This window comes from Bacillus sp. XT-2 (genome assembly GCF_025696525.1).
In the GTDB taxonomy this organism is placed as follows: Bacteria; Bacillota; Bacilli; order Bacillales; family Bacillaceae; genus Bacillus; species Bacillus halotolerans.
Map to the genome: position 1 here is coordinate 89,076 of NZ_JAHVOC010000001.1, position 19,835 is coordinate 108,910.

Sequence of the window (19,835 nt, forward strand, 5' to 3'; positions counted from 1 at the left end):
TTCAAATACCCGGCATGCTGTAAGAGTTTGAAAAGTCTAAGGTTTACGTACGGGAAAAGCGTCCGGCATTCAGTCCGGCGAGTCTGCCTGTGACGAGCGCAGATGTGATATTGTATCCGCCTGTATAACCGTGGATATCTAAGATTTCGCCGCAAAAATACAGGCCGTCCATTTTTTTAGACGCCATCTTTTTCGGGTCAATCTCCTTCACCGATACACCGCCTCCTGTGACAAACGCTTTGTCTAGAGACAGTGTGCCGTTTGCGAGAACGGTAAATTGCTTGCAGTCTTTGACAAATTGTCTGAAAGGCTCCTTCGGCAGCTCAGAACATGATACGTTCGGTGAAATGCCGTTTTTTTCGAGCAGGAAAAGAAGGTAGCGCTCCTGCATCCAAGGCTTCAGCACATTTTTTAACGCTTTTTTCGGCGCGTCTTTCAGCTCCTTGTACATCTTTTGGAATAGCGTTTCTTCATTGATATCCGGAAACAAATCAATTCTGACGGGCACTTCCGGCTGTTTTTTCAGCTCTTTCACGATAAACTGGCTGCACCTGAGTATGGCGGGGCCTGAGAGGCCGAAATGAGTAAACAGCATGTCCATCTTATGTGTGATAATGGCTTTGCCTTTTTTGTTTAATACACTGACGGCGACACCTCTGAGCGATAAACCCTGCAGTGTTTTTTTCTTAATAAACGGCTCGCCAGATGTGACGGGCACCTCTGTCGGGAACAGCTCTGTTATTGTGTGGCCTGCGGCTTCGGCCCATTCATAGCCATCACCCGTGCTGCCGGTATGGGGAACGCTTTTTCCGCCAACCGCGATAATGACTGCCTGACTATGAATCATTTCGCCATTATTCGTCACAATGCCTGCCGTATGTCCATCTTCATATGTAACAGATTTGATTTTTTCGTTCGTTCTGATCGTCACACGCAGCTGTTTCAGCCTGTTTAACAGGGCGTCGACAACACTTTGCGCTTTGTCTGTCACTGGAAACATCCGGCCGTGATCCTCTTCCTTCAATTTGATCCCGAGATTTTCAAAAAACTTGATAATATCTTCATTATTAAATTCAGAAAACGCACTGTATAAAAAACGGCCGTTGCCGGGGATGTGCTTAATAATTTCTTCGACAGGAAGGCGGTTTGTCACATTGCAGCGGCCGCCTCCGGATATGGCAAGTTTACGGCCTAACTTATTTCCTTTATCTATTAACAAAACATCAGCACCCTGTTCTCCGGCTGCAATGGCAGCCATCAGACCTGAAGGGCCTCCGCCGATTACAATTACGTCATACTGCTTCATCTTTATCATCAACTTTCTTTTTACATTTCGTGTGCGGAACGCTGTCCGCAGTACTATTATAGCGAAAGACAGGTTCTGCTTAAACGTATTTTGCCGCAAACTTGCATTGTTCCTGAGATTGCTTTTGTATTTATTACCGTCTATATGCCCAGTTGTGTTAAAATAGAAAAGTTGAATCTTCGTAGAAAATGGTGATGAAGAAACATGTCAAGCAAACTGTTAAGAGGCACGTTTGTGTTAACGCTCGGTACATATATTTCACGGATACTGGGAATGGTTTATTTAATTCCTTTCAGCATCATGGTCGGAGCGACAGGCGGTGCGTTATTTCAATACGGATACAATCAATACACTTTATTTTTGAACATTGCCACAATGGGCTTTCCAGCCGCCGTTTCTAAATTTGTTTCCAAATATAATTCCAAAGGGGATTATGAAACAAGCAGAAAAATGCTGAAGGCGGGCATGTCGGTTATGCTTGTAACGGGAATGATTGCCTTTTTCATACTATATTTATCTGCTCCGTTTTTTGCGGAAATATCGCTTGGGGGCAAAGATAATAACGGTTTGACGATTGATCATGTCGTATATGTCATCCGCATGGTCAGCTTAGCGCTTTTAGTCGTGCCGATTATGAGTCTTGTGCGCGGATTTTTCCAAGGTCACCAAATGATGGGGCCGACGGCTGTCTCTCAAGTTGTTGAGCAGATTGTCCGCATCATCTTTTTATTGAGTGCGACCTTCTTGATTTTGAAAGTCTTAAACGGCGGCCTTGTGATCGCTGTCGGTTATGCAACCTTTGCAGCTCTGATCGGTGCCTTCGGCGGGCTGATCGTATTGTATATTTATTGGAACAAACGAAAAGGCAATCTGCTGGCGATGATGCCTAATACGGGGCCGACAGCAGATTTAAGCTACAAGAAAATGTTTTTCGAGCTCTTCAGCTATGCTGCTCCCTACGTGTTTGTCGGACTAGCTATCCCTTTGTATAACTATATTGATACAAATACGTTTAACAAAGCCATGATTGAAGCGGGGCATCAAGCTATCAGTCAGGATATGATGGCCATTCTGACACTTTACGTGCAGAAGCTCGTGATGATCCCGGTTTCTCTTGCGACGGCATTCGGACTGACCTTAATTCCGACGATCACAGAATCGTTTACAAGCAGAAACTACAAGCTGTTAAATCAGCAGATCAACCAGTCGATGCAGACGATCCTGTTTTTAATTATTCCGGCTGTTGTCGGTATATCGGTATTAGCAGGCCCTGTGTACACGTTCTTTTACGGATCAGAGAGCCTTCATCCTGAATTGGGGAAAGACATCCTGTTTTGGTATTCGCCAGTTGCGATCTTGTTCTCTTTGTTTACTGTCAACGCCGCCATATTGCAGGGCATCAATAAGCAAAAATTTGCGGTTGCCAGTCTTGTGATCGGTGTCGTGATCAAACTTGTGCTGAATGTCCCGCTGATTAAGCTGATGCAGGCTGATGGCGCTATTTTAGCTACGGCACTCGGGTATACTGCTTCACTTATATACGGATTTATCATGATCAAACGGCATGCCGGCTATTCGTATAAAATATTAGTGAAACGGGGCGTTCTGATGCTGCTCTTGTCAGCAGTGATGGCGATAGCCGTTAAAATCGTCCAGTGGGTGTTAAGCTTTTTCATCTCCTACGAGGATGGCCAGCTGCATGCTGCGATCGTCGTGCTGATTGCCGCTGTGGTCGGCGGAGCTGTCTACCTGTATTGCGCTTATCGTTTAGGGTTTTTACAGAAAATATTCGGCCGCCGTTTACCGGGGTTCTTAAAGAAAGGCAGACATGCTGCTGATTAACAGAATATGTTGAAACAGAGGGCTCGCTTGATGCGGGCTTTCTTTTATAGGAAGGAGAGATTGGCATGAGACTAGATAAGCTGCTTGCCAACAGCGGGTATGGTTCGAGAAAAGAGGTTAAATCGATTGTGAAAGCGGGAGCCGTCATGGTCGACGGAAAGCCGGCAAAAGATGTCAAGGCGCACGTGGACCCTGATGCGCAGGAGGTGACCGTTTATGGCGAGCCGATTGATTACCGCGAGTTTATTTATATCATGATGAATAAACCGCAGGGCGTGCTGTCAGCGACTGAGGACAGCCGGCAAAAGACAGTGGTCGATTTGCTGACGCCGGATGAACTTAGATTCGAGCCGTTTCCTGCCGGCCGGCTTGATAAGGATACAGAAGGATTTCTGCTGCTGACAAATGACGGTCAGCTCGCTCACCGGCTGCTATCGCCGAAAAAGCATGTTCCGAAAACGTATGAGGTCCACTTAAAGTCGCAAATTTCGCCAGAAGACATCAACAGCTTAGAGACTGGGGTATTTATTGAAGGCGGCTACAAAACAAAGCCGGCACAAGCAGAAATAAAGGCAAACGATAAAGGGCATACCGTGATATACCTGACGATAACAGAAGGGAAATATCATCAAGTCAAACAGATGGCAAATGCTGTCGGCAATGAAGTCATTTATCTGAAGCGGCTCTCAATGGGACGCGTATCCTTGGATCCTGCTTTGGAGCCGGGAGAATACCGTGAGCTTACAGAAGAAGAACTTGAATGGCTGAACGAGCCGCAAGCATGAAAAAATCCCGCATCACACATGCGGGATTTTTTATTATATATAAGCACACAAAAACAAGGCTAAGAACGTTCCTCGCCCTGTATCTATCAGGCCGCTCACAGGGCGGCCCTATGTAATTTTTAATGTTATGAGGTAATCTTTACTTTCTTTCTCGTTGTCTCCCATTTGCCACGGCTTGGACTATGAACAAGATCATTATATGCTAACACATTTAAGTCTCTTTGAATCGTTCTAGGTGTAATGCCGAATTCGTCAACCAGTTCCTGTGTTGTCACAAGGCCTTTCTCTTGAATAAACATGTAAACTGATTTGATTCGAGTTAGCATACGGTTTGTTGAAGGTTTCAAAAAACCACTCCCTATCATAAGATCGGATGGACTTGACTAACCACAACTCACGACTATCAACTGCGTACGAAATAGCAACTAAGGCAGACATCTGTAATATTTAAATAATTCGCCTTCATTATACACGATTTCGCAGCGGTGAATCTAGGAATAAGTATGATAAATTTTTTCCAATTTGAGTTTGGCCGCCATCCTTGTTGGATTACTATGTATTTCACCACAATATTATTATGGATAAAGAAACTTTTTTTATTCTAATTCGTATGTGATTTGGGGGGTGAGTGAGATTGAGAATGTTGTTGGAAGCATCGATAGAGCAAGCAGGGTATACAAGCCGAAAAAAAGTGCTCACCGATGTTTTATTGGAAGTCAGAGAAGGGGAGCTTGTCGGGTTGATTGGAGCGAACGGCGCTGGAAAAAGTACTGCCATCAAGGCGATACTCGGCCTCTCGCAAGACTTTAAAGGGACTATCGCTTGGAATGATTGCTCGTTTGCTTATATTCCGGAGCACCCGTCCTTTTATGAGGAATTAACGCTGTGGGAGCATCTCGACCTGATCAGCACTTTGCACGGCATTGGTCAGAGTGAATTCGAATACCGTGCCCAAAGTCTTCTTGAAACATTTTCGCTTGATCATGTCATGCATGAGCTGCCGGTGACGTTTTCGAAGGGCATGCAGCAAAAGCTGATGCTGATTCAGGCCTTTCTTTCTAAGCCTGATATGTATGTGATTGATGAACCGTTTATCGGCCTTGACCCGATATCGACAAAACGCTTTGTGGACATGCTGAAGGCTGAGAAAGATAGAGGAGCCGGCATTCTCATGTGCACACACGTACTTGATACCGCGGAAAAAATCTGCGACCGGTTTTACATGATTGATAAAGGTTCTTTGTTTCTTCAGGGAACGTTAAAAGATATTCAAGAGCAGACAGGGTTAGACGGGCAGTCATTGCTTGACTGTTTTTATACGGCGATTCAAGGAGGAAAGGCATGAACGGGCGCTCTCTCTTTTTTCGAAGGTGGCTGGATTTTTACCGATATCAGTTTAAGGTGCTGCATGCTGTCATTGATTGGACGGTTGCGCTCTACATTGTCCTGCCGGCGCTTGCTTTTGTGATTTATCAGTATGTGGAGTGGACGAATGGAAACGGCCTTCTTTACGAGTGGTCTGAGAGAGTCGAATGGAGATGGTTATACGCTGTCGGTATACTGATTGTTTGCACAGGCTCCATCCATACTTTTTTACTGGAAGCGGACCAGGTGTTTTTGCTGCAAAAGAAAGCGATCATTCGCCAGATGAAACAATACGCATTGGTGTATTCTTTATTGTTCACGTTCGCCAAATGGCTGTTGCTCTTTTTTCTTTTTCTTCCCTTTATCATTGATTCTGTTCGCGTCACGATTCCAGAAAGCGCTGCTCTATTGATCTATGCATTCGGTCTTCATACGCTCTTTTTATCCTTGAAGCAGGACAGGGTCAGAAAACCAAGATCTATTTGGAGACAGGTTGCAGACTTTTTTCTCAAGGCTGTGCTTTTGGCGTGTTCTTTTCTCATGATTACCTTTACTGAGTGGCACTTGCTCTCGCTTGCCGGTGTTTTGTTTTTTATTTTTGCTTTCATACGCAGTTTGAAAAAGACGGCTTCATTTTCGGCTTTTGAGGCAGAGGTGCTTGAGGAGAAAAAAATCAGGCTCACTCTTGCAGGTCTTGTAATGATGACGAGCCAAGATGTGAGAATGCCGAGAGTAAAGGACAGGATGAGGAGAAAACCACTATTATTCCGGAATTCAAAAAGGATATTTAAGAAACGGACAATGTATACAATTTATAAAGAATTGTTTTTTAAAGTCATGCTGAGGAATGGGGAGTATGCGAGGCACTTGTATATGCTTTTGTCGGCTTTTACGGTTTTAACAGTCGTTTCCCCGATCTTTCTTAAGGTGATTGCGCTGCTGGTTTATACAGGTGTTTGCCGTTATGTGCTTTCGCTTATTTTTGACAAAGTGATGGATGCGCCGATCTTAACTGGGGCTGATAAGGAAAGTGATGAATATTACCGGGCCAGAAAAAGCTGTGTGAACACGCTGCACTATGCTTGTGTTGCCTGCTGCTTTTTGGCGGCTGCTATCTCTTTTTTGGTGAAATAAAAACCCAAACGGATGCCGTTTGGGTTTTCTGTATGTTATAGAATAAATAGCTGGATGAAAAACAGAACGGCAAATACGAGGACGAGAGGATGAATGTCTCTCCATTTCCCCCGTGCTGCTTTCACAATCGGATACGAAATAAAGCCAAGCGCAATTCCTGTGGAAATGCTTGATGTAAGAGGCATGGTCAGAACAACGAGAAATGCCGGAAATGCTTCGTCCATCTCCTTCCAGTTAATATTCGACACCGAGCCCATCATCAGGCTGCCGACAATAATCAAAGCCGGAGAAGTGATGGCGGATATGCCGGATAAGGCGCTGACAAGCGGACTGAAAAACATCGAAGCTGCAAACAATACCGCGACAGTTAAAGACGTAAGACCTGTTCTTCCCCCGGCTGCGACGCCAGCTGAAGACTCGACAAACGCGGTTGTCGGACTTGTTCCGAATACAGCACCGACTGTGGTCGCCGTTGAATCAGCAAGCAGCGCTTTACGCGCGTTCGGGAGCTTGTTGTTTTTCATCAATCCGGCTTGCTCGGCCACACCGATCATCGTACCGGTCGTATCAAAAATCGTTACCAGCAGAAATGAAAAGACGACAGCGTACAGGCCGTGATGGATCACATCGCCAAAAGCGGAGAACGGATTTGAAATAATCAATCCCTCAGGCAAATGCGGAAAAGACATAAAGCCTTTAGGAAAATGCAGCTGGCCGGTAAAAAACGCGATCAAAGCGGTAGCTGCCATTCCGATAAATAACGCTCCGCTTACATTCAGCACCATCAGGATCACACTGATCAATAAGCCGATCAGCGTCAAGATAACCGCTGGCGAATGAAGGTTGCCGAGTGTGACCAGATTTGATTTATCAGCCGTAATAATTCCCGCCTGCCGTAAACCGATAAACGCAATAAAAAGTCCGATCCCTGTTGTGATGCCGTATTTTAAATTGTTTGGAATCGCTTCTATCAGTTGTTTTCTTAAAGGCGTTAACGATAGAATAATGAAGAGAACCCCTGCTGTGAATACTGCGCTGAAAGCTGTTGCGTAGGTGATGCCGCCGCCGCTTGCGCCTACAACGTGATAGGCTAAGTAAGCGTTTAAGCCCATGCCGGGCGCAATGGCAATCGGATAATTTGCAGCCAGGGCCATCCACAGCGTTCCGACAATGGAGGCGATAATCGTTGCGGTAAAGACCTGGTCAAAAGGAACTCCGGCATTCGCTAAAATGACCGGATTCACCACTACAATATAGACCATTGTAAAAAAGGTCGTCAATCCAGCTATGATTTCTTGTTTAATCGATGTTTGCTGCTCTTTTAGATGAAACATAGTAACCTCCAATTACGAACGTTTTAACAAAACACCATTAATATTATTCGTTTTATTTAGTTTTTGCAAGTGATTTATTGCAGAAAGGAGATCATTATGAACTGGGAAGTCGAAGTGATCAGAAAAAAAGATGATTTGATTCGCGATACGCAGGAATTCTTGAGAATCAACAGTGTAATGGACGAAACAACAGCCGGGCCCGGCAAACCATTCGGAGAAGGGGTAAATGCCAGCTTGACCTCTTTGCTTGAGCTTGGAGAAAAAGAAGGATTTTCCGTAAAAAATCTTGACGGGTTCGCCGGTCATATCGAATGGGGCGAGGGTGAAGACATTGTCGGCGTTCTTTGCCATGTTGATGTTGTACCGCCCGGAGACGGCTGGACAAGTGATCCGTTTTCAGCGGACATCCGAAACGGACGGATTTATGCAAGGGGCGCCATTGACGACAAAGGTCCGACGATGGCGGCGTTCTACGCGCTGAAAATCGTCAAAGACATGAATCTGCCGCTTTCTAAACGTGTCAGAATCATTATCGGAACAGATGAAGAAAGTGATTGGAGATGTGTGGAGCATTATTTCAAGCACGAAGAAATGCCGACTCTCGGTTTTGCGCCAGATGCTGACTTCCCGATTATTAACGCGGAAAAAGGGATTATTGATGCATCACTGCTCATCCCGCACCATACAAATAAAGCCGCTTCAGAAACAGTTCTTGCCTCGTTTACATCAGGTCTTCGCTTAAACATGGTGCCAGACGCTGCGGAAGCCGTTCTCGAAGGATCAAATATAGAAGAGGTTCTTGCCTCATTTCAAGACATGCTCCGCGCGACGGATCAAAAAGGTGCAGCTGAGATTGAGAACGGTCAGCTGATATTGCGCATGCACGGACTTTCCTGCCATGCGATGGAACCGAACAATGGAGTGAATGCCGGCATCAAACTGGCAGAATTTTTGCGCCAGACTGAGCTGGATGAAGCAGGACAGCGTTTTGTTCAAGTCGTGACAGACAAATTTTCAGATGATACGAGAGGAAAGAAGCTGAATATTGACTGTGAGGATGACATTAGCGGAGAGCTGACATTAAATGTCGGAACACTGCGCTATACAGAAGGGCAAGGAGGCGAGCTCGGAATCAATATCCGCTATCCTGTAACAGCGGAAAGCAAAATGATCCGCGATGCATTTGAAAGCGCAAGCGAATTTGAGCTTGGAGAATTTAAAGACAGCAAGCCCCATCATGTATCAGCAGACCATCCGCTAGTCAAAACGCTGCAAAAGGTATATGAAGGCCAATTGGGCAAAAAAGCTGATTTAATTTCAATCGGCGGGGGAACTTACGCGAGATCTTTGGAGGCCGGCGTTGCATTCGGACCGCTGTTCCCCGGACGTCCCGACAGTGCGCATCAAAAGGACGAATATATTGAAATTGATGACCTCCTCAGAGCGACTGCGTTATATGCGCAGGCCATCTACGAACTTGCAAAATAAAAGGACCGGCTTCTTCTGAAGCCAGTCCTTTTTTTACACAAATGACCATAAATCAGTTGATAAATAACGTTCTCCGGTATCAGCTGTCATACAGACAACGACTTGATCAGGAGAGAGACGTTTGGCGGCTTCAATCGCCGCGAAGCAGGCAGCGCCTGAAGAAGGCCCGACGAGAATTCCTTCCTCCGCAGCAAGGCGTCTGGTTGTCGTATAAGCATCCTCATCAGTGATTTTGATAATTTCATCATATACATCTTGATTTAAAACTGGAGGAATGAAGCCTGGGCTTGTCCCAACCAGCTTATGCGCACCCGGTTTTCCGCCTGATAATACCGGAGACCCCGCAGGCTCGACAACATGAACCAAAATATCCGGGAAAAGTTCTTTTAGCGCTTCGCCGGTTCCTGTAATGGTCCCGCCAGTACCGGAAGAAGCTACAAAAGCGCCTAGCGGTTTTCCGATTTCTTTTATTGCCCGGGCAATTTCCAGAGCAGTTGTTTTTCGATGCGCGTCAGGATTTGCGGTATTATCAAACTGCATCGGAATGAAGCTGTTCGGAATTTGTTCGGCAAGCTCCTTTGCTTTTTTAATGCTGCCCGGCATTCTTTCCGATCCGGGAGTTAACACAACCTCTGCACCATAGGCTTTGAGGAGGTTGATCCGCTCCTTCGTCATTGTATCCGGCATTACTAAAATCGCTTTATAGCCGCGGGCCGCCGCATTCATGGCGAGTCCGATTCCGGTATTTCCGCTGGTTGGCTCAATGATAACTGAGCCAGGCTTGAGTAAGCCGTTTTGTTCTGCTTCTATGATCATATTGTAAGCGGCTCTGTCTTTCACACTGCCGCTTGGATTGAAAAATTCAAGTTTTAAATAGACTTGTGCTGCGTTTTCCGGCTGAAGCCGATTCAATCTCACAAGCGGTGTATCTCCTATAAGATCAGAAGTGTTTTCAACGATTTTCAACATTGTCATTCCTTTCTGAATAAAACAAGTGTCATATAATATCCTAACATAATAAACGGTTGCGCGAGAGTGTTTTCATATGCGGTTCCTCTATTCGCGCAGCCTCTTTATTGATAAAATAATAGCAGTCAAAGAAGGGAGTGTCAGACGGATGTCAGATATCCGGCCTCATTATTTCATCGGCGTGCCCATTCCGCCGGAAATTGCAAATCCGATTTACCAGGCTGCGAAAAGCGAGCCGGCGCTCACGTTTCAAAAATGGGTGCACCCGCTTGACTACCATATCACGTTAATTTTTCTCGGTGCGGCGGACGAAGCGCAAATCAAGCAGCTTGAAGGCTCGCTTGCCGAGATAGCTGTTGATGCCAATCCGTTTACAATTGAGTTTGACAAAATAGATGTGTTCGGAGACCGCAGGCAGCCGCGCGTGTTACATTTGGAGCCGAAGAAGAATACGGCGCTCGAAACACTGCGGGAGCATACAAAACAAGCTGTTCTTCAAGCAGGCTTTAAAGTGGAAAAGAGAGCGTATCATCCCCATATGACGCTGGCAAGAAAATGGACAGGCCAAAAGGGATTTCCGGCGCAGGTCCCGTTTAAAAGCGGTGAGGTTTCAACGGCTATTGAACGATTTTCACTTTTTCAGACACACTTAAATCAATCACCAAAATATGAGGAAAAATACAAATTTTATTTAACTTAATTCATGCGGAGTGGAGAAACAAAATGGCACAAATCATCAAAATACATGATTATATATCGAGATATGAACTTGATCCGTACCATTATATGAATCAGTTTATACGGCTGAAAAAAGAGCGCTGGATTTCATTATTAGAAGCAGCGGAGCGCCAGCATGAAGAAAGACAAGCCAGTGCTGAACAGCCGGAACCGGTGCAGAAACGAAAAAAATTTTCATTGAAAAGAAGAAAAGAAGAGATAGAAGCCGATATACAAGAAGAGAGACACCAATGGTTTGAGGAAGAAGACGATCTGAACGTAAGGCTGCCGAAGAGCAGGATGGCGCTTGCTTCCTTTTATAAAAGACATTTATATGAATTTCAGCTCAAATGGGCAAGCTCTACTCTTTCCGAGATGTCAAATCTGTCAAACCAGGTGAAGCAGGACCGCATTTTGCGTTTTCTGGCCCAGCAGCTTCCTGATTCTTATTTTATTATGTATAAGCCTGTGCTCAAAATTCAGCAGGCGGCAGTAGAATTAAGCATAGTGATCATTTCACCTCTTGACATTTTTTGCGTTTCTTTTATAGAGGCAGAGGAAGACAGTGTGTACATAGGATCTAAACATCGTTTTTGGGAGAAGAAAACAGGCTCTCAGACTGAATCGGTATTAAATCCGGCGTTGAGTCTGTTTCGGACGGGATCTGTGGTGTCGAAGATCGTAAAGGAAAAAGGCGCTGATATTCCAGTATCGAAATTACTCCTGAGCAGAACGTCATACATTGATTACCCCGAACCGCCGTACGGTCTGGAAATAGTGGACAAACGGGGCTTGGCGGATTGGATGGAGAGGCAGAAGAAAAACACTGCTCCGATAAAACATCATCAATTAAAGGCTGCAAAAGCTTTGTTGTCTTATTGCCTGTCAGACTCCTATCGCAGACAGGAGTGGCTGGAGTAAAGCAGAACGATTTGAGCGGTTTTCTCATAACATAAGCAGGTGAGAAAGATGAGCCAATGGTTTTTTATTATTAATCCGGCAGCAGGGCACCGAAAAGGCCTGCGTGTTTGGAAGTCGATACAAAAGGAATTACTGAAACGAAAGATTGAGCACCGCTCATTTTTAACTGAACATCCGGGACACGCCGAGGTTCTCGCCCGGCAGATTTCAACAATACAGGAACATAAGCTGAAACGCCTGATCGTTATCGGCGGAGACGGAACGATGCACGAAGTCGTCAACGGGCTGAAAGATGTTGACGATATCGAACTGAGTTTTGTGCCGGCTGGCGCGTACAATGATTTTTCCAGAGGATTCTCCATTAAGAAAATAGATCTGATTCAGGAAATCAGACAGCTGAAGCGTCCGTTAACGCGAACGTTTCATTTAGGAAGCATTAATTTGCTTCAGGATAAATCGCAGGTTCTTTATTTTTTGAATCATATCGGAATCGGCTTTGACGCATATGTCAATAAGAAGGCGATGGAATTTCCATTAAAACGGGCGATCCATTTTCTGCGCCTCCGCTTTCTTGTCTATCCGCTTTCCCATTTGTACGCGTCGGCTACCTTTAAGCCGTTTTCGTTGGCCTGTACAATTGAAGGAGAGACACAGGAATTTCATCATGTCTGGTTTGCGGTCGTCTCCAATCATCCGTTTTATGGAGGCGGCATGAGGGCAGCCCCGCTTGCGAATCCGCGCGAACAGGCATTTGATATCATCATTGTTGAGAATCTGCCGTTTTTGAAAAAGTATTGGTTTTTATGCTTGATGACATTTGGAAAACACACCAAAATGGACGGCGTGACGATGTTTAAAGCGAAAGACATTACGTTTTACACGAAGGACAAAATTCCATTCCATGCTGACGGAGAAATCATGGGTACAACCCCATTCCGTCTGGCATCGAGTCCCTCACCCTTACGGATCAAAACATAAACGTTTTTGGAGGAGAGAGATTCTGATGGTCAGTATCCAACGCAGCTTTGAAGCGTATGCCGATGAAATGAATATCATTACGGTTCTGATTCCTGCTGATCAAAAAGATACCTTTACGCCGCCTTTTCAGCTTGAGACAGATACAGCGGAAATTCCTCTGACAGTCAGTCAGGAATGGCAAATAGAAGGGAAATACAAGTATGTATGTGTAGCTGAACAGCCGGTGGCTTTCGGAAAAACGCATCATGTCAAAGCATCTGGCGGCGGAAAAACGGATCTCCAAATCGGGGCGGTTGTCAGGACGGATGCGTTTGATGCTGCATTTTATTATGACGGAGAGCTCGGAGCTGTTTACGCTTCGGATTATACTGAATTTAAGGTATGGGCGCCTGCTGCGACGTCAGCTGCCGTCAAGCTGTCACATCCCGAAAAAAGCGGTTACACGCTTCAAATGACAAGAATGGAAAATGGAGTATACGCCGTTACAGTGGCTGGAGATCTGCACGGTTATGAGTATGTGTACCGGATTTGCAACAATTTAGAATGGACAGAAACGGTTGATCCGTATGCAAAAGCTGTGACGGTCAACGGAGAGAAGGGTGTCGTGCTGCGCCCTGATCAAGCAAATTCGGCTCCTTCGCTTACACCATTTTCAGACCCCGTTGAAGCCATTATTTATGAGATGCACATCCGAGACTTCTCCATTCATGAAAACAGCGGTATGAAGAACAAGGGGAAATATGCGGCGCTTGCTGAAACGGACACCAAAACGAAAAATGGCAGTTCTACAGGGCTTTCTTATTTAAAAGAGCTTGGCGTTACGCATATAGAGCTTTTGCCGCTAAACGATTATGCCGGAGTTGATGAAGAAAACCCGCTTGCCGCCTACAATTGGGGCTATAATCCGCTTCATTTTTTCGCCCCGGAGGGAAGCTATGCCTCCAATCCTCACGACCCTCAAACAAGAAACACAGAAGTAAAACAAATGATTCACATCCTGCATCAGCATGGCCTGCGTGTCATTCTGGATGTTGTTTATAACCATGTATACCAAAGAGAGCACTCGCCCTTTGAAAAAACGGTGCCCGGTTATTTCTTCCGGCATGATCAATTCGGAATGCCTTCGAATGGCACCGGCGTAGGGAATGACATCGCCTCAGAAAGGCGGATGGCAAGGAAATTCATTACGGATTGCGTTATATATTGGCTGAAGGAATACGATGTCGACGGCTTCCGCTTTGATCTGCTCGGCATTTTAGATATTGAAACGGTTCTTCATATGAAAGAAAAAGCATCTGAGGTAAAGCCCGGAATCCTTCTCTTTGGGGAAGGCTGGGATTTGGCAACACCGCTGCCGCCTGAACAGAAAGCGACATTGGCGAATGCATCGAAAATGCCGGGCGTCGGTTTTTTTAATGATTCGTTTCGTGACGCTGTTAAAGGGAATACCTTTCATATCGCGGCGGCGGGTTTTGCTCTTGGGAACGGCGAACAAACGGAAACAGTCATGCGCGGGATCGCCGGATCTTCCGGGGGGAAAGAGACAGACCCGCTTGTGTCTGCGCCGAGCCAGTCCATCAATTATGTCGAGTCGCATGACAACCACACTTTTTGGGATAAAATGAGCCTCGCGCTTCCTCAAGAAAGTGAGAGCCGAAAAAGAAGCAGGCAAAAGCTGGCGTCTGCAATCATTCTGCTGGCCCAGGGAGTGCCGTTTATTCACAGCGGACAGGAATTTTTCCGGACGAAGCAGGGGGTGGAAAACAGCTATCAATCCAGTGACAGCATCAACCAGCTGGACTGGTCGCGGCGTGAAACATTCAAGCAGGATGTTGACTATGTCTGCAGGCTGATTTCGCTCAGAAAAGCGCATCCGGCATTCCGGCTTACGTCATCAGCCGATATTCAGCGCTGCCTTGAATGTCTGGCTCTCAAAGAGCACCTTATTGTATACCGGCTGTTTAACCTCGGCGCAATCGACGAATGGAAAGAAATCATTGTCATCCATCATGCCAGCCCCGATTCTGTTACATGGCAGCTGCCGAAAGATAAGGCTTACCGCCTTCTATGTGATACTGACGGGTTTCGTGCTGAGCCTGGAGAAATCAAGAAAGCGGTTGCTGTAAACGGCATCGGAACGGTTATCTTATATTTAGCACGAGATCTTACGAGTTTTGCTTGACGAAGTTTGTGCTATAGCGCTAAAATTTAAAAGACGGCTATTGATTAGCATATGAGACTCTCAATAGCTGTCTTTTTTATTTTTCATACGATTCGTACGAAAAAGGCATTCGCTGGATAGACTGAAGACGAATAGGCCTTTATTCTAAAATATTTTAAGAAATGATGGGTTGAACATTGATATGAACTGGTTGGGACAATTACTAGGTAGCGATTGGGAGATCTTCCCCGCCGGAGGAGCTACAGGAGATGCATATTATGCGAAACATAACGGGCAGCAGCTTTTTTTAAAACGTAATAGCTCACCTTTTTTAGCTGTTTTATCCGCCGAAGGCATTGTTCCTAAGCTGGTTTGGACAAAACGGATGGAGAATGGGGACGTCATAACGGCCCAGCACTGGATGACCGGCAGAGAGCTGAAGCCGAAAGACATGAGCGGACGGTCCGTTGCTGAATTGCTTCGTAAAATACACACATCAAAAGCCTTGCTGGACATGCTGAAGAGACTTGGAAAGGAACCGCTGAATCCAGGGACTCTGCTGTCTCAGCTTAAACAGGCTGTATTTGCTGTGCAGCAATCTTCGCCGCTGATTCAAGAAGGGATTAAGTATTTAGAGGATCATCTGCATGAGGTGCATTTCGGTGAGAAAGTCGTTTGCCATTGTGATGTCAATCATAATAACTGGTTATTGTCTGAAGACAACCAGCTGTATTTAATTGACTGGGACGGCGCCATGATCGCTGATCCGGCGATGGATCTGGGGCCATTGCTGTACCACTACGTCGAAAAGCCAGCTTGGGAGAGCTGGCTGGGCATGTACGGTATTGAGTTAACGGACGGCCTTCGGTTAAGAATGGCATGGTATGTGCTATCTGAAACAATCACTTTCATTGCCTGGCATAAATCCAAAGGAAACGATAAAGAATTCCATGATGCAATGGAAGAACTGCATATGCTGATGAAGCGAATTGTTTAATAATCAGGAATACGAATCCATTTCCTCTACCCATTGAGACAAGCTGCTCTGATGCTCTTGTATGTGTGAGTCGATAGATTTGGATGATATTCCTGATTGGCTGTATCGGTACACATCTTCCAGCACGTTTTTTAAGTGTGAATCGAGCTCGGTGTTTGCCATCAGCGATTTAATCACACGTTCAAGCTGTTCGTACTCTGCGACGGTTCCGCAGCAGTCTAATTGATGGTCAGTCAAAATGTCCTTCAATAGATCAACTTGATTCTCGTAATTTAAACCCATAAAACGGTACACATCCCTTCAGTATCTTACGGGTTAAATTGTTCAAAACAGTATGGTTTTATGCATGAGACACGAGTGTTCCGACAGATGGGAACCTCTTTTTTTATGTGATCTGCTCTAAAAAGGCACACCTTCAAAAACAAGCTTGCGGGTCTTTTTAATTCATGGTATGTTGTTAGTCGAAATAATAGATAGAGGTGTCAATCATATGAGAATGCGCCACAAGCCTTGGGCTGATGACTTTTTGGCTGAAAACGCAGATATTGCCATCAGCAATCCTGCTGATTATAAAGGGAAATGGAATACAGTGTTTGGCAACAGCAATCCGATCCATATCGAGGTCGGTACAGGAAAAGGGCAATTTATTTCCGGGATGGCCAAACAAAATCCTGACATTAATTATATTGGTATTGAGTTATTTAAAAGCGTAATTGTGACAGCTGTCCAGAAAGTAAAGGATAGCGAAGTGCCGAATGTAAAGCTTTTGAATATAGACGCGGACACGCTGACAGACGTGTTTGAGCCGGGTGAAGTCAAACGGGTGTACTTGAACTTTTCAGATCCTTGGCCGAAAAACCGCCACGAAAAACGCCGTCTGACGTATTCCCATTTTCTCAAGAAATATGAAGAAGTGATGGGGAAAGGCGGAGCGATTCATTTTAAAACAGACAACCGCGGCCTGTTTGAGTACTCGCTGAAAAGCTTCTCGGAATACGGTCTGCTGCTGACATATGTCAGTCTTGATCTGCATAACAGCGATATGGAAGATAACATCATGACAGAATATGAAGAAAAATTCTCAGCACTCGGCCAGCCGATCTATCGGGCTGAAGTTGAATGGAGAGCGTAAAACAGACTCTGACACAGGAGTCTGTTTTTTTTATGCGCTGTTTGCTACGATGATGACAGGGGGGATGAAAATGGAAACGATGAAAATTGGAAACACGACGTTAACCTGGCTTGACGGAGGGGTGACTCACATGGACGGAGGAGCCATGTTCGGTGTTGTTCCAAAGCCGTTATGGTCAAAAAAATACCCAGTCAATGAAAAAAACCAGATTGAACTAAGGACAGATCCAATTCTTATTCAAAAAGACGGGCTGAACGTGATCGTCGATGCCGGTATCGGGTCCGGAAAGCTGACTGAGAAACAAAAAAGAAACTACGGTGTGACCCAAGAATCCAATGTGAAAACATCATTAGCAGCGCTCGGGTTAACGGTTGAAGATATCCACGTGATCGCCATGACACACCTTCATTTTGACCATGCGTGCGGATTGACGGAATACGAAGGAGATAAACTGGTGCCAGTTTTTCCAAATGCCGTTATTTATACTTCATCTGTTGAATGGAATGAAATGCGCCATCCGAATATCAGATCGAAAAATACCTACTGGAAAGAAAACTGGGAGGCGGTTGCCGGCCAAGTGAAGACCTTTGAAGACACTTGCACGATAACAGGGGGGGTTACACTGCATCATACCGGGGGCCACAGTGCCGGCCACTGTGTTCTTGTATGTGAGGATGCGGGTGAAACCGCGGTACATATGGCGGATTTGATGCCGACACACGCCCACCGCAATCCATTATGGGTGCTGGCTTATGATGATTATCCGATGACCTCTATACCGCAAAAGCAAAAGTGGCAGGCGTATGCAGCGGAAAAAGACGCATGGTTTATTTTTTATCATGATGCCGTATATCGCGCACTAAAATGGGACGGGGACGAAAGAATGACAGAATCACTCAAACGAAAGAAACAATAGCATATTTTCATGTTTACCCTGCATGATTTCCGGCTAATAAAGCAAACCTAGTACTAATTATGCTCAGAAAGGAAGAGGCAGGGTGAAACAATTTGAAGTAACGAACGAAGGAGAAATTCAGACAACATTAAGAGGCCTTGAAGTACTCTCTGTTCCTTTTTTGAACAAAGGAGTAGCTTTTACAACAGAGGAAAGAAAAGCGCTCGGATTGAATGGCTTTTTGCCGCCGAAGGTATTGACCATTGATGAACAGGCCAAAAGAGCGTACGAACAGTTTTCCTCACAGCCTGATGATTTAAGTAAAAACGTTTATTTGACAGCGCTGCACGATCGAAATGAAACGCTGTTTTACCGTTTGTTAAATGACCACTTAGGGGAAATGCTCCCGATTGTATACACGCCGACAGTAGGTACGGCCATTCAGAGATACAGCCATGAATACAGGAAGCCGAGAGGGCTCTATCTGTCCATCGATGACCCGGAAGGCATGAGAGAGGCCTTTAAACAGTTTAAAGACAAAAGTGATGCCATCGATTTAATTGTCGCAACCGATGCTGAAGGGATTTTAGGAATCGGAGACTGGGGAGTCGGCGGTATCGCAATATCAATTGGCAAGCTTGCGGTATACACGGCCGCTGCCGGAATTGATCCGAGCAGAGTGCTGGCTGTCGTTTTGGATGCGGGCACAAATCAAGAGAGCCTCTTGAACGATCCGCTTTATGTCGGCAATCAGCATTCCAGAGTGCGCGGTGAACGCTATGACCAATTTATTGATGAATATGTCTCACTTGCAAGAGAGACATTCCCGAATGCATTGCTCCACTGGGAGGATTTCGGAGCGAAAAATGCACGCAGCATCTTGAAACGCTATAAAGATAAAATATGTACGTTTAATGATGATATACAAGGCACAGGCGCTGTTTCACTGGCGGCAGTTTTATCCTGTGCAAAAGCATCAAAAGTCCCGCTGAAGGATCACAGAGTCGTGATATTCGGAGCGGGGACGGCAGGAATCGGAATTGCTGAACAGCTGCGGGAAGCATTAGTGCGCGAGGGGCTGAGTGAGGAAGAATCATACCAGCGATTCTGGTGCATAGACCGAAACGGGCTGTTAACAGATGATATGGATCAGCTTCTCGATTTCCAAAAGCCTTATGCCCGTTCGGCTGATGAAGTGAAGGATTATCAGCGTAACGGAGAAGGAGGGGGCATTGATCTCCTTGAAGTGGTCCGGCAGGCGAAACCGACGATCCTGATCGGAACATCTACGGTTTCCGGTGCCTTTACTGAAGAAATTGTAAAAGAAATGGCGTCACACGTAAAACGTCCGGCGATTTTGCCGATGTCGAATCCGACGACTCTTTCTGAAGCAAAACCGCAAGATTTAATTGAATGGACGGAAGGCCGTGCGCTGATTACGACAGGAAGCCCGTTCCCGCCAGTGGAATATAACGGTGTAACGTACCATATTGGCCAAGCAAACAACGCGCTTGTTTTCCCTGGTCTCGGGCTTGGAACGATTGTCACCAAATCAAAATTAATCACCGATGGCATGTTTGAAGCATGTGCCCGCGCGATCGCAAGTATGGTCAATGTCGGCATGCCTGGCGCGCCGATGCTTCCGAAGGTGGAGGATTTACGGACTGTATCGGCAACGGTTGCAGTTGAAGTCGCTAAAACCGCTATTAAGGAAGGCGTGGCCACTGAAGAGCCTGAGGATATCATTCAGGCTGTGCAGGACGCGATGTGGTATCCGGTATACAAACCAATTCGCGCGATATAATATAAAA

18 protein-coding genes are annotated in these 19,835 nt (G+C 45.7%); 13 read left to right on the forward strand and 5 right to left on the reverse strand.

Annotated features, from left to right (window positions below; translation table 11 throughout):
- Window positions 1-43: 43 nt before the first annotated feature.
- A complete protein-coding gene (locus KXD37_RS00540; RefSeq protein ID WP_188323225.1) occupies window positions 44-1,306 on the reverse strand; it encodes an NAD(P)/FAD-dependent oxidoreductase in 1,263 nt (420 codons plus the stop codon).
- Window positions 1,307-1,510: 204 nt separating this feature from the next.
- Between KXD37_RS00540 and murJ the strand changes: the two genes are divergently transcribed.
- Together murJ and KXD37_RS00550 are read left to right on the forward strand one after the other, a co-directional pair.
- On the forward strand, window positions 1,511-3,148 hold the full coding sequence (murJ, locus tag KXD37_RS00545) for a lipid II flippase MurJ (protein ID WP_024122540.1): 1,638 nt from the start codon (window positions 1,511-1,513) through the stop codon (window positions 3,146-3,148).
- A 65-nt stretch (window positions 3,149-3,213) separates the two neighbouring features.
- Entirely contained in the window at window positions 3,214-3,933 is a 720-nt protein-coding gene (locus tag KXD37_RS00550) for a pseudouridine synthase (protein WP_024122539.1), read from the forward strand.
- A gap of 125 nt (window positions 3,934-4,058) precedes the next feature.
- On the opposite strand, the gene KXD37_RS00555 is transcribed toward KXD37_RS00550, so the two are convergent.
- Window positions 4,059-4,280 (reverse strand): DeoR family transcriptional regulator, encoded by a 222-nt coding sequence (locus KXD37_RS00555; protein ID WP_003152337.1) that lies wholly within the window; start codon window positions 4,278-4,280, stop codon window positions 4,059-4,061.
- 287 nt (window positions 4,281-4,567) lie between these two features.
- Here KXD37_RS00555 and KXD37_RS00560 point away from each other — a divergent pair, with 287 nt between their 5' ends.
- On the forward strand, window positions 4,568-5,278 hold the full coding sequence (locus KXD37_RS00560) for an ABC transporter ATP-binding protein (protein WP_024122538.1): 711 nt from the start codon (window positions 4,568-4,570) through the stop codon (window positions 5,276-5,278).
- A complete protein-coding gene (locus tag KXD37_RS00565) occupies window positions 5,275-6,432 on the forward strand; it encodes an ABC transporter permease (RefSeq protein ID WP_254517835.1) in 1,158 nt (385 codons plus the stop codon). Before KXD37_RS00560 ends, KXD37_RS00565 begins: the two co-directional genes overlap by 4 nt.
- 35 nt (window positions 6,433-6,467) lie before the next feature.
- On the opposite strand, the gene pbuO is transcribed toward KXD37_RS00565, so the two are convergent.
- Window positions 6,468-7,766, reverse strand: a complete 1,299-nt coding sequence (gene pbuO, locus KXD37_RS00570) for a hypoxanthine/guanine permease PbuO (protein ID WP_095714540.1) — start codon at window positions 7,764-7,766, stop codon at window positions 6,468-6,470.
- 96 nt (window positions 7,767-7,862) lie between these two features.
- On the opposite strand from pbuO, the gene pepV reads away from it, so the two are divergent.
- The gene (pepV, locus tag KXD37_RS00575) at window positions 7,863-9,254 is read left to right on the forward strand and encodes a dipeptidase PepV (protein WP_151174452.1); all 1,392 of its coding nucleotides are present in this window, start codon (window positions 7,863-7,865) and stop codon (window positions 9,252-9,254) included.
- A 33-nt stretch (window positions 9,255-9,287) separates the two neighbouring features.
- On the opposite strand, the gene cysK is transcribed toward pepV, so the two are convergent.
- On the reverse strand, window positions 9,288-10,223 hold the full coding sequence (gene cysK, locus KXD37_RS00580) for a cysteine synthase A (protein WP_029441392.1): 936 nt from the start codon (window positions 10,221-10,223) through the stop codon (window positions 9,288-9,290).
- A 148-nt stretch (window positions 10,224-10,371) separates the two neighbouring features.
- Here cysK and thpR point away from each other — a divergent pair, with 148 nt between their 5' ends.
- The 5 genes from thpR to KXD37_RS00605 all read left to right on the forward strand — a co-directional run bounded on the left by thpR (window position 10,372) and on the right by KXD37_RS00605 (window position 15,997).
- The gene (gene thpR / locus KXD37_RS00585) at window positions 10,372-10,923 is read left to right on the forward strand and encodes an RNA 2',3'-cyclic phosphodiesterase (RefSeq protein WP_024122533.1); all 552 of its coding nucleotides are present in this window, start codon (window positions 10,372-10,374) and stop codon (window positions 10,921-10,923) included.
- A 23-nt stretch (window positions 10,924-10,946) separates the two neighbouring features.
- A complete protein-coding gene (locus tag KXD37_RS00590) occupies window positions 10,947-11,861 on the forward strand; it encodes a hypothetical protein (protein ID WP_151174451.1) in 915 nt (304 codons plus the stop codon).
- A 48-nt stretch (window positions 11,862-11,909) separates the two neighbouring features.
- On the forward strand, window positions 11,910-12,839 hold the full coding sequence (locus KXD37_RS00595) for a YegS/Rv2252/BmrU family lipid kinase (RefSeq protein WP_188323221.1): 930 nt from the start codon (window positions 11,910-11,912) through the stop codon (window positions 12,837-12,839).
- A gap of 25 nt (window positions 12,840-12,864) precedes the next feature.
- Complete coding sequence (gene pulA, locus KXD37_RS00600; protein WP_263463107.1) at window positions 12,865-15,021, forward strand: type I pullulanase; 2,157 nt, start codon at window positions 12,865-12,867, stop codon at window positions 15,019-15,021.
- A gap of 181 nt (window positions 15,022-15,202) precedes the next feature.
- A complete protein-coding gene (locus KXD37_RS00605) occupies window positions 15,203-15,997 on the forward strand; it encodes a phosphotransferase family protein (RefSeq protein WP_038954258.1) in 795 nt (264 codons plus the stop codon).
- Between the two features lie 3 nt (window positions 15,998-16,000).
- Here the strand turns inward: KXD37_RS00605 and KXD37_RS00610 are convergent, their stop codons facing one another.
- Window positions 16,001-16,279 (reverse strand): YtzH-like family protein, encoded by a 279-nt coding sequence (locus tag KXD37_RS00610; protein WP_024122528.1) that lies wholly within the window; start codon window positions 16,277-16,279, stop codon window positions 16,001-16,003.
- Window positions 16,280-16,487: 208 nt separating this feature from the next.
- On the opposite strand from KXD37_RS00610, the gene trmB reads away from it, so the two are divergent.
- From trmB to KXD37_RS00625, 3 genes are all read left to right on the forward strand, one after another.
- Complete coding sequence (trmB, locus tag KXD37_RS00615; protein ID WP_038954257.1) at window positions 16,488-17,129, forward strand: tRNA (guanosine(46)-N7)-methyltransferase TrmB; 642 nt, start codon at window positions 16,488-16,490, stop codon at window positions 17,127-17,129.
- A 70-nt stretch (window positions 17,130-17,199) separates the two neighbouring features.
- Window positions 17,200-18,045: a YtnP family quorum-quenching lactonase gene (locus KXD37_RS00620; RefSeq protein WP_263463117.1), complete on the forward strand. Its 846-nt coding sequence runs from the start codon at window positions 17,200-17,202 to the stop codon at window positions 18,043-18,045.
- Between the two features lie 82 nt (window positions 18,046-18,127).
- The gene (locus KXD37_RS00625) at window positions 18,128-19,828 is read left to right on the forward strand and encodes an NAD-dependent malic enzyme (RefSeq protein ID WP_101863508.1); all 1,701 of its coding nucleotides are present in this window, start codon (window positions 18,128-18,130) and stop codon (window positions 19,826-19,828) included.
- The last annotated feature ends 7 nt before the right edge of the window (window positions 19,829-19,835 follow it).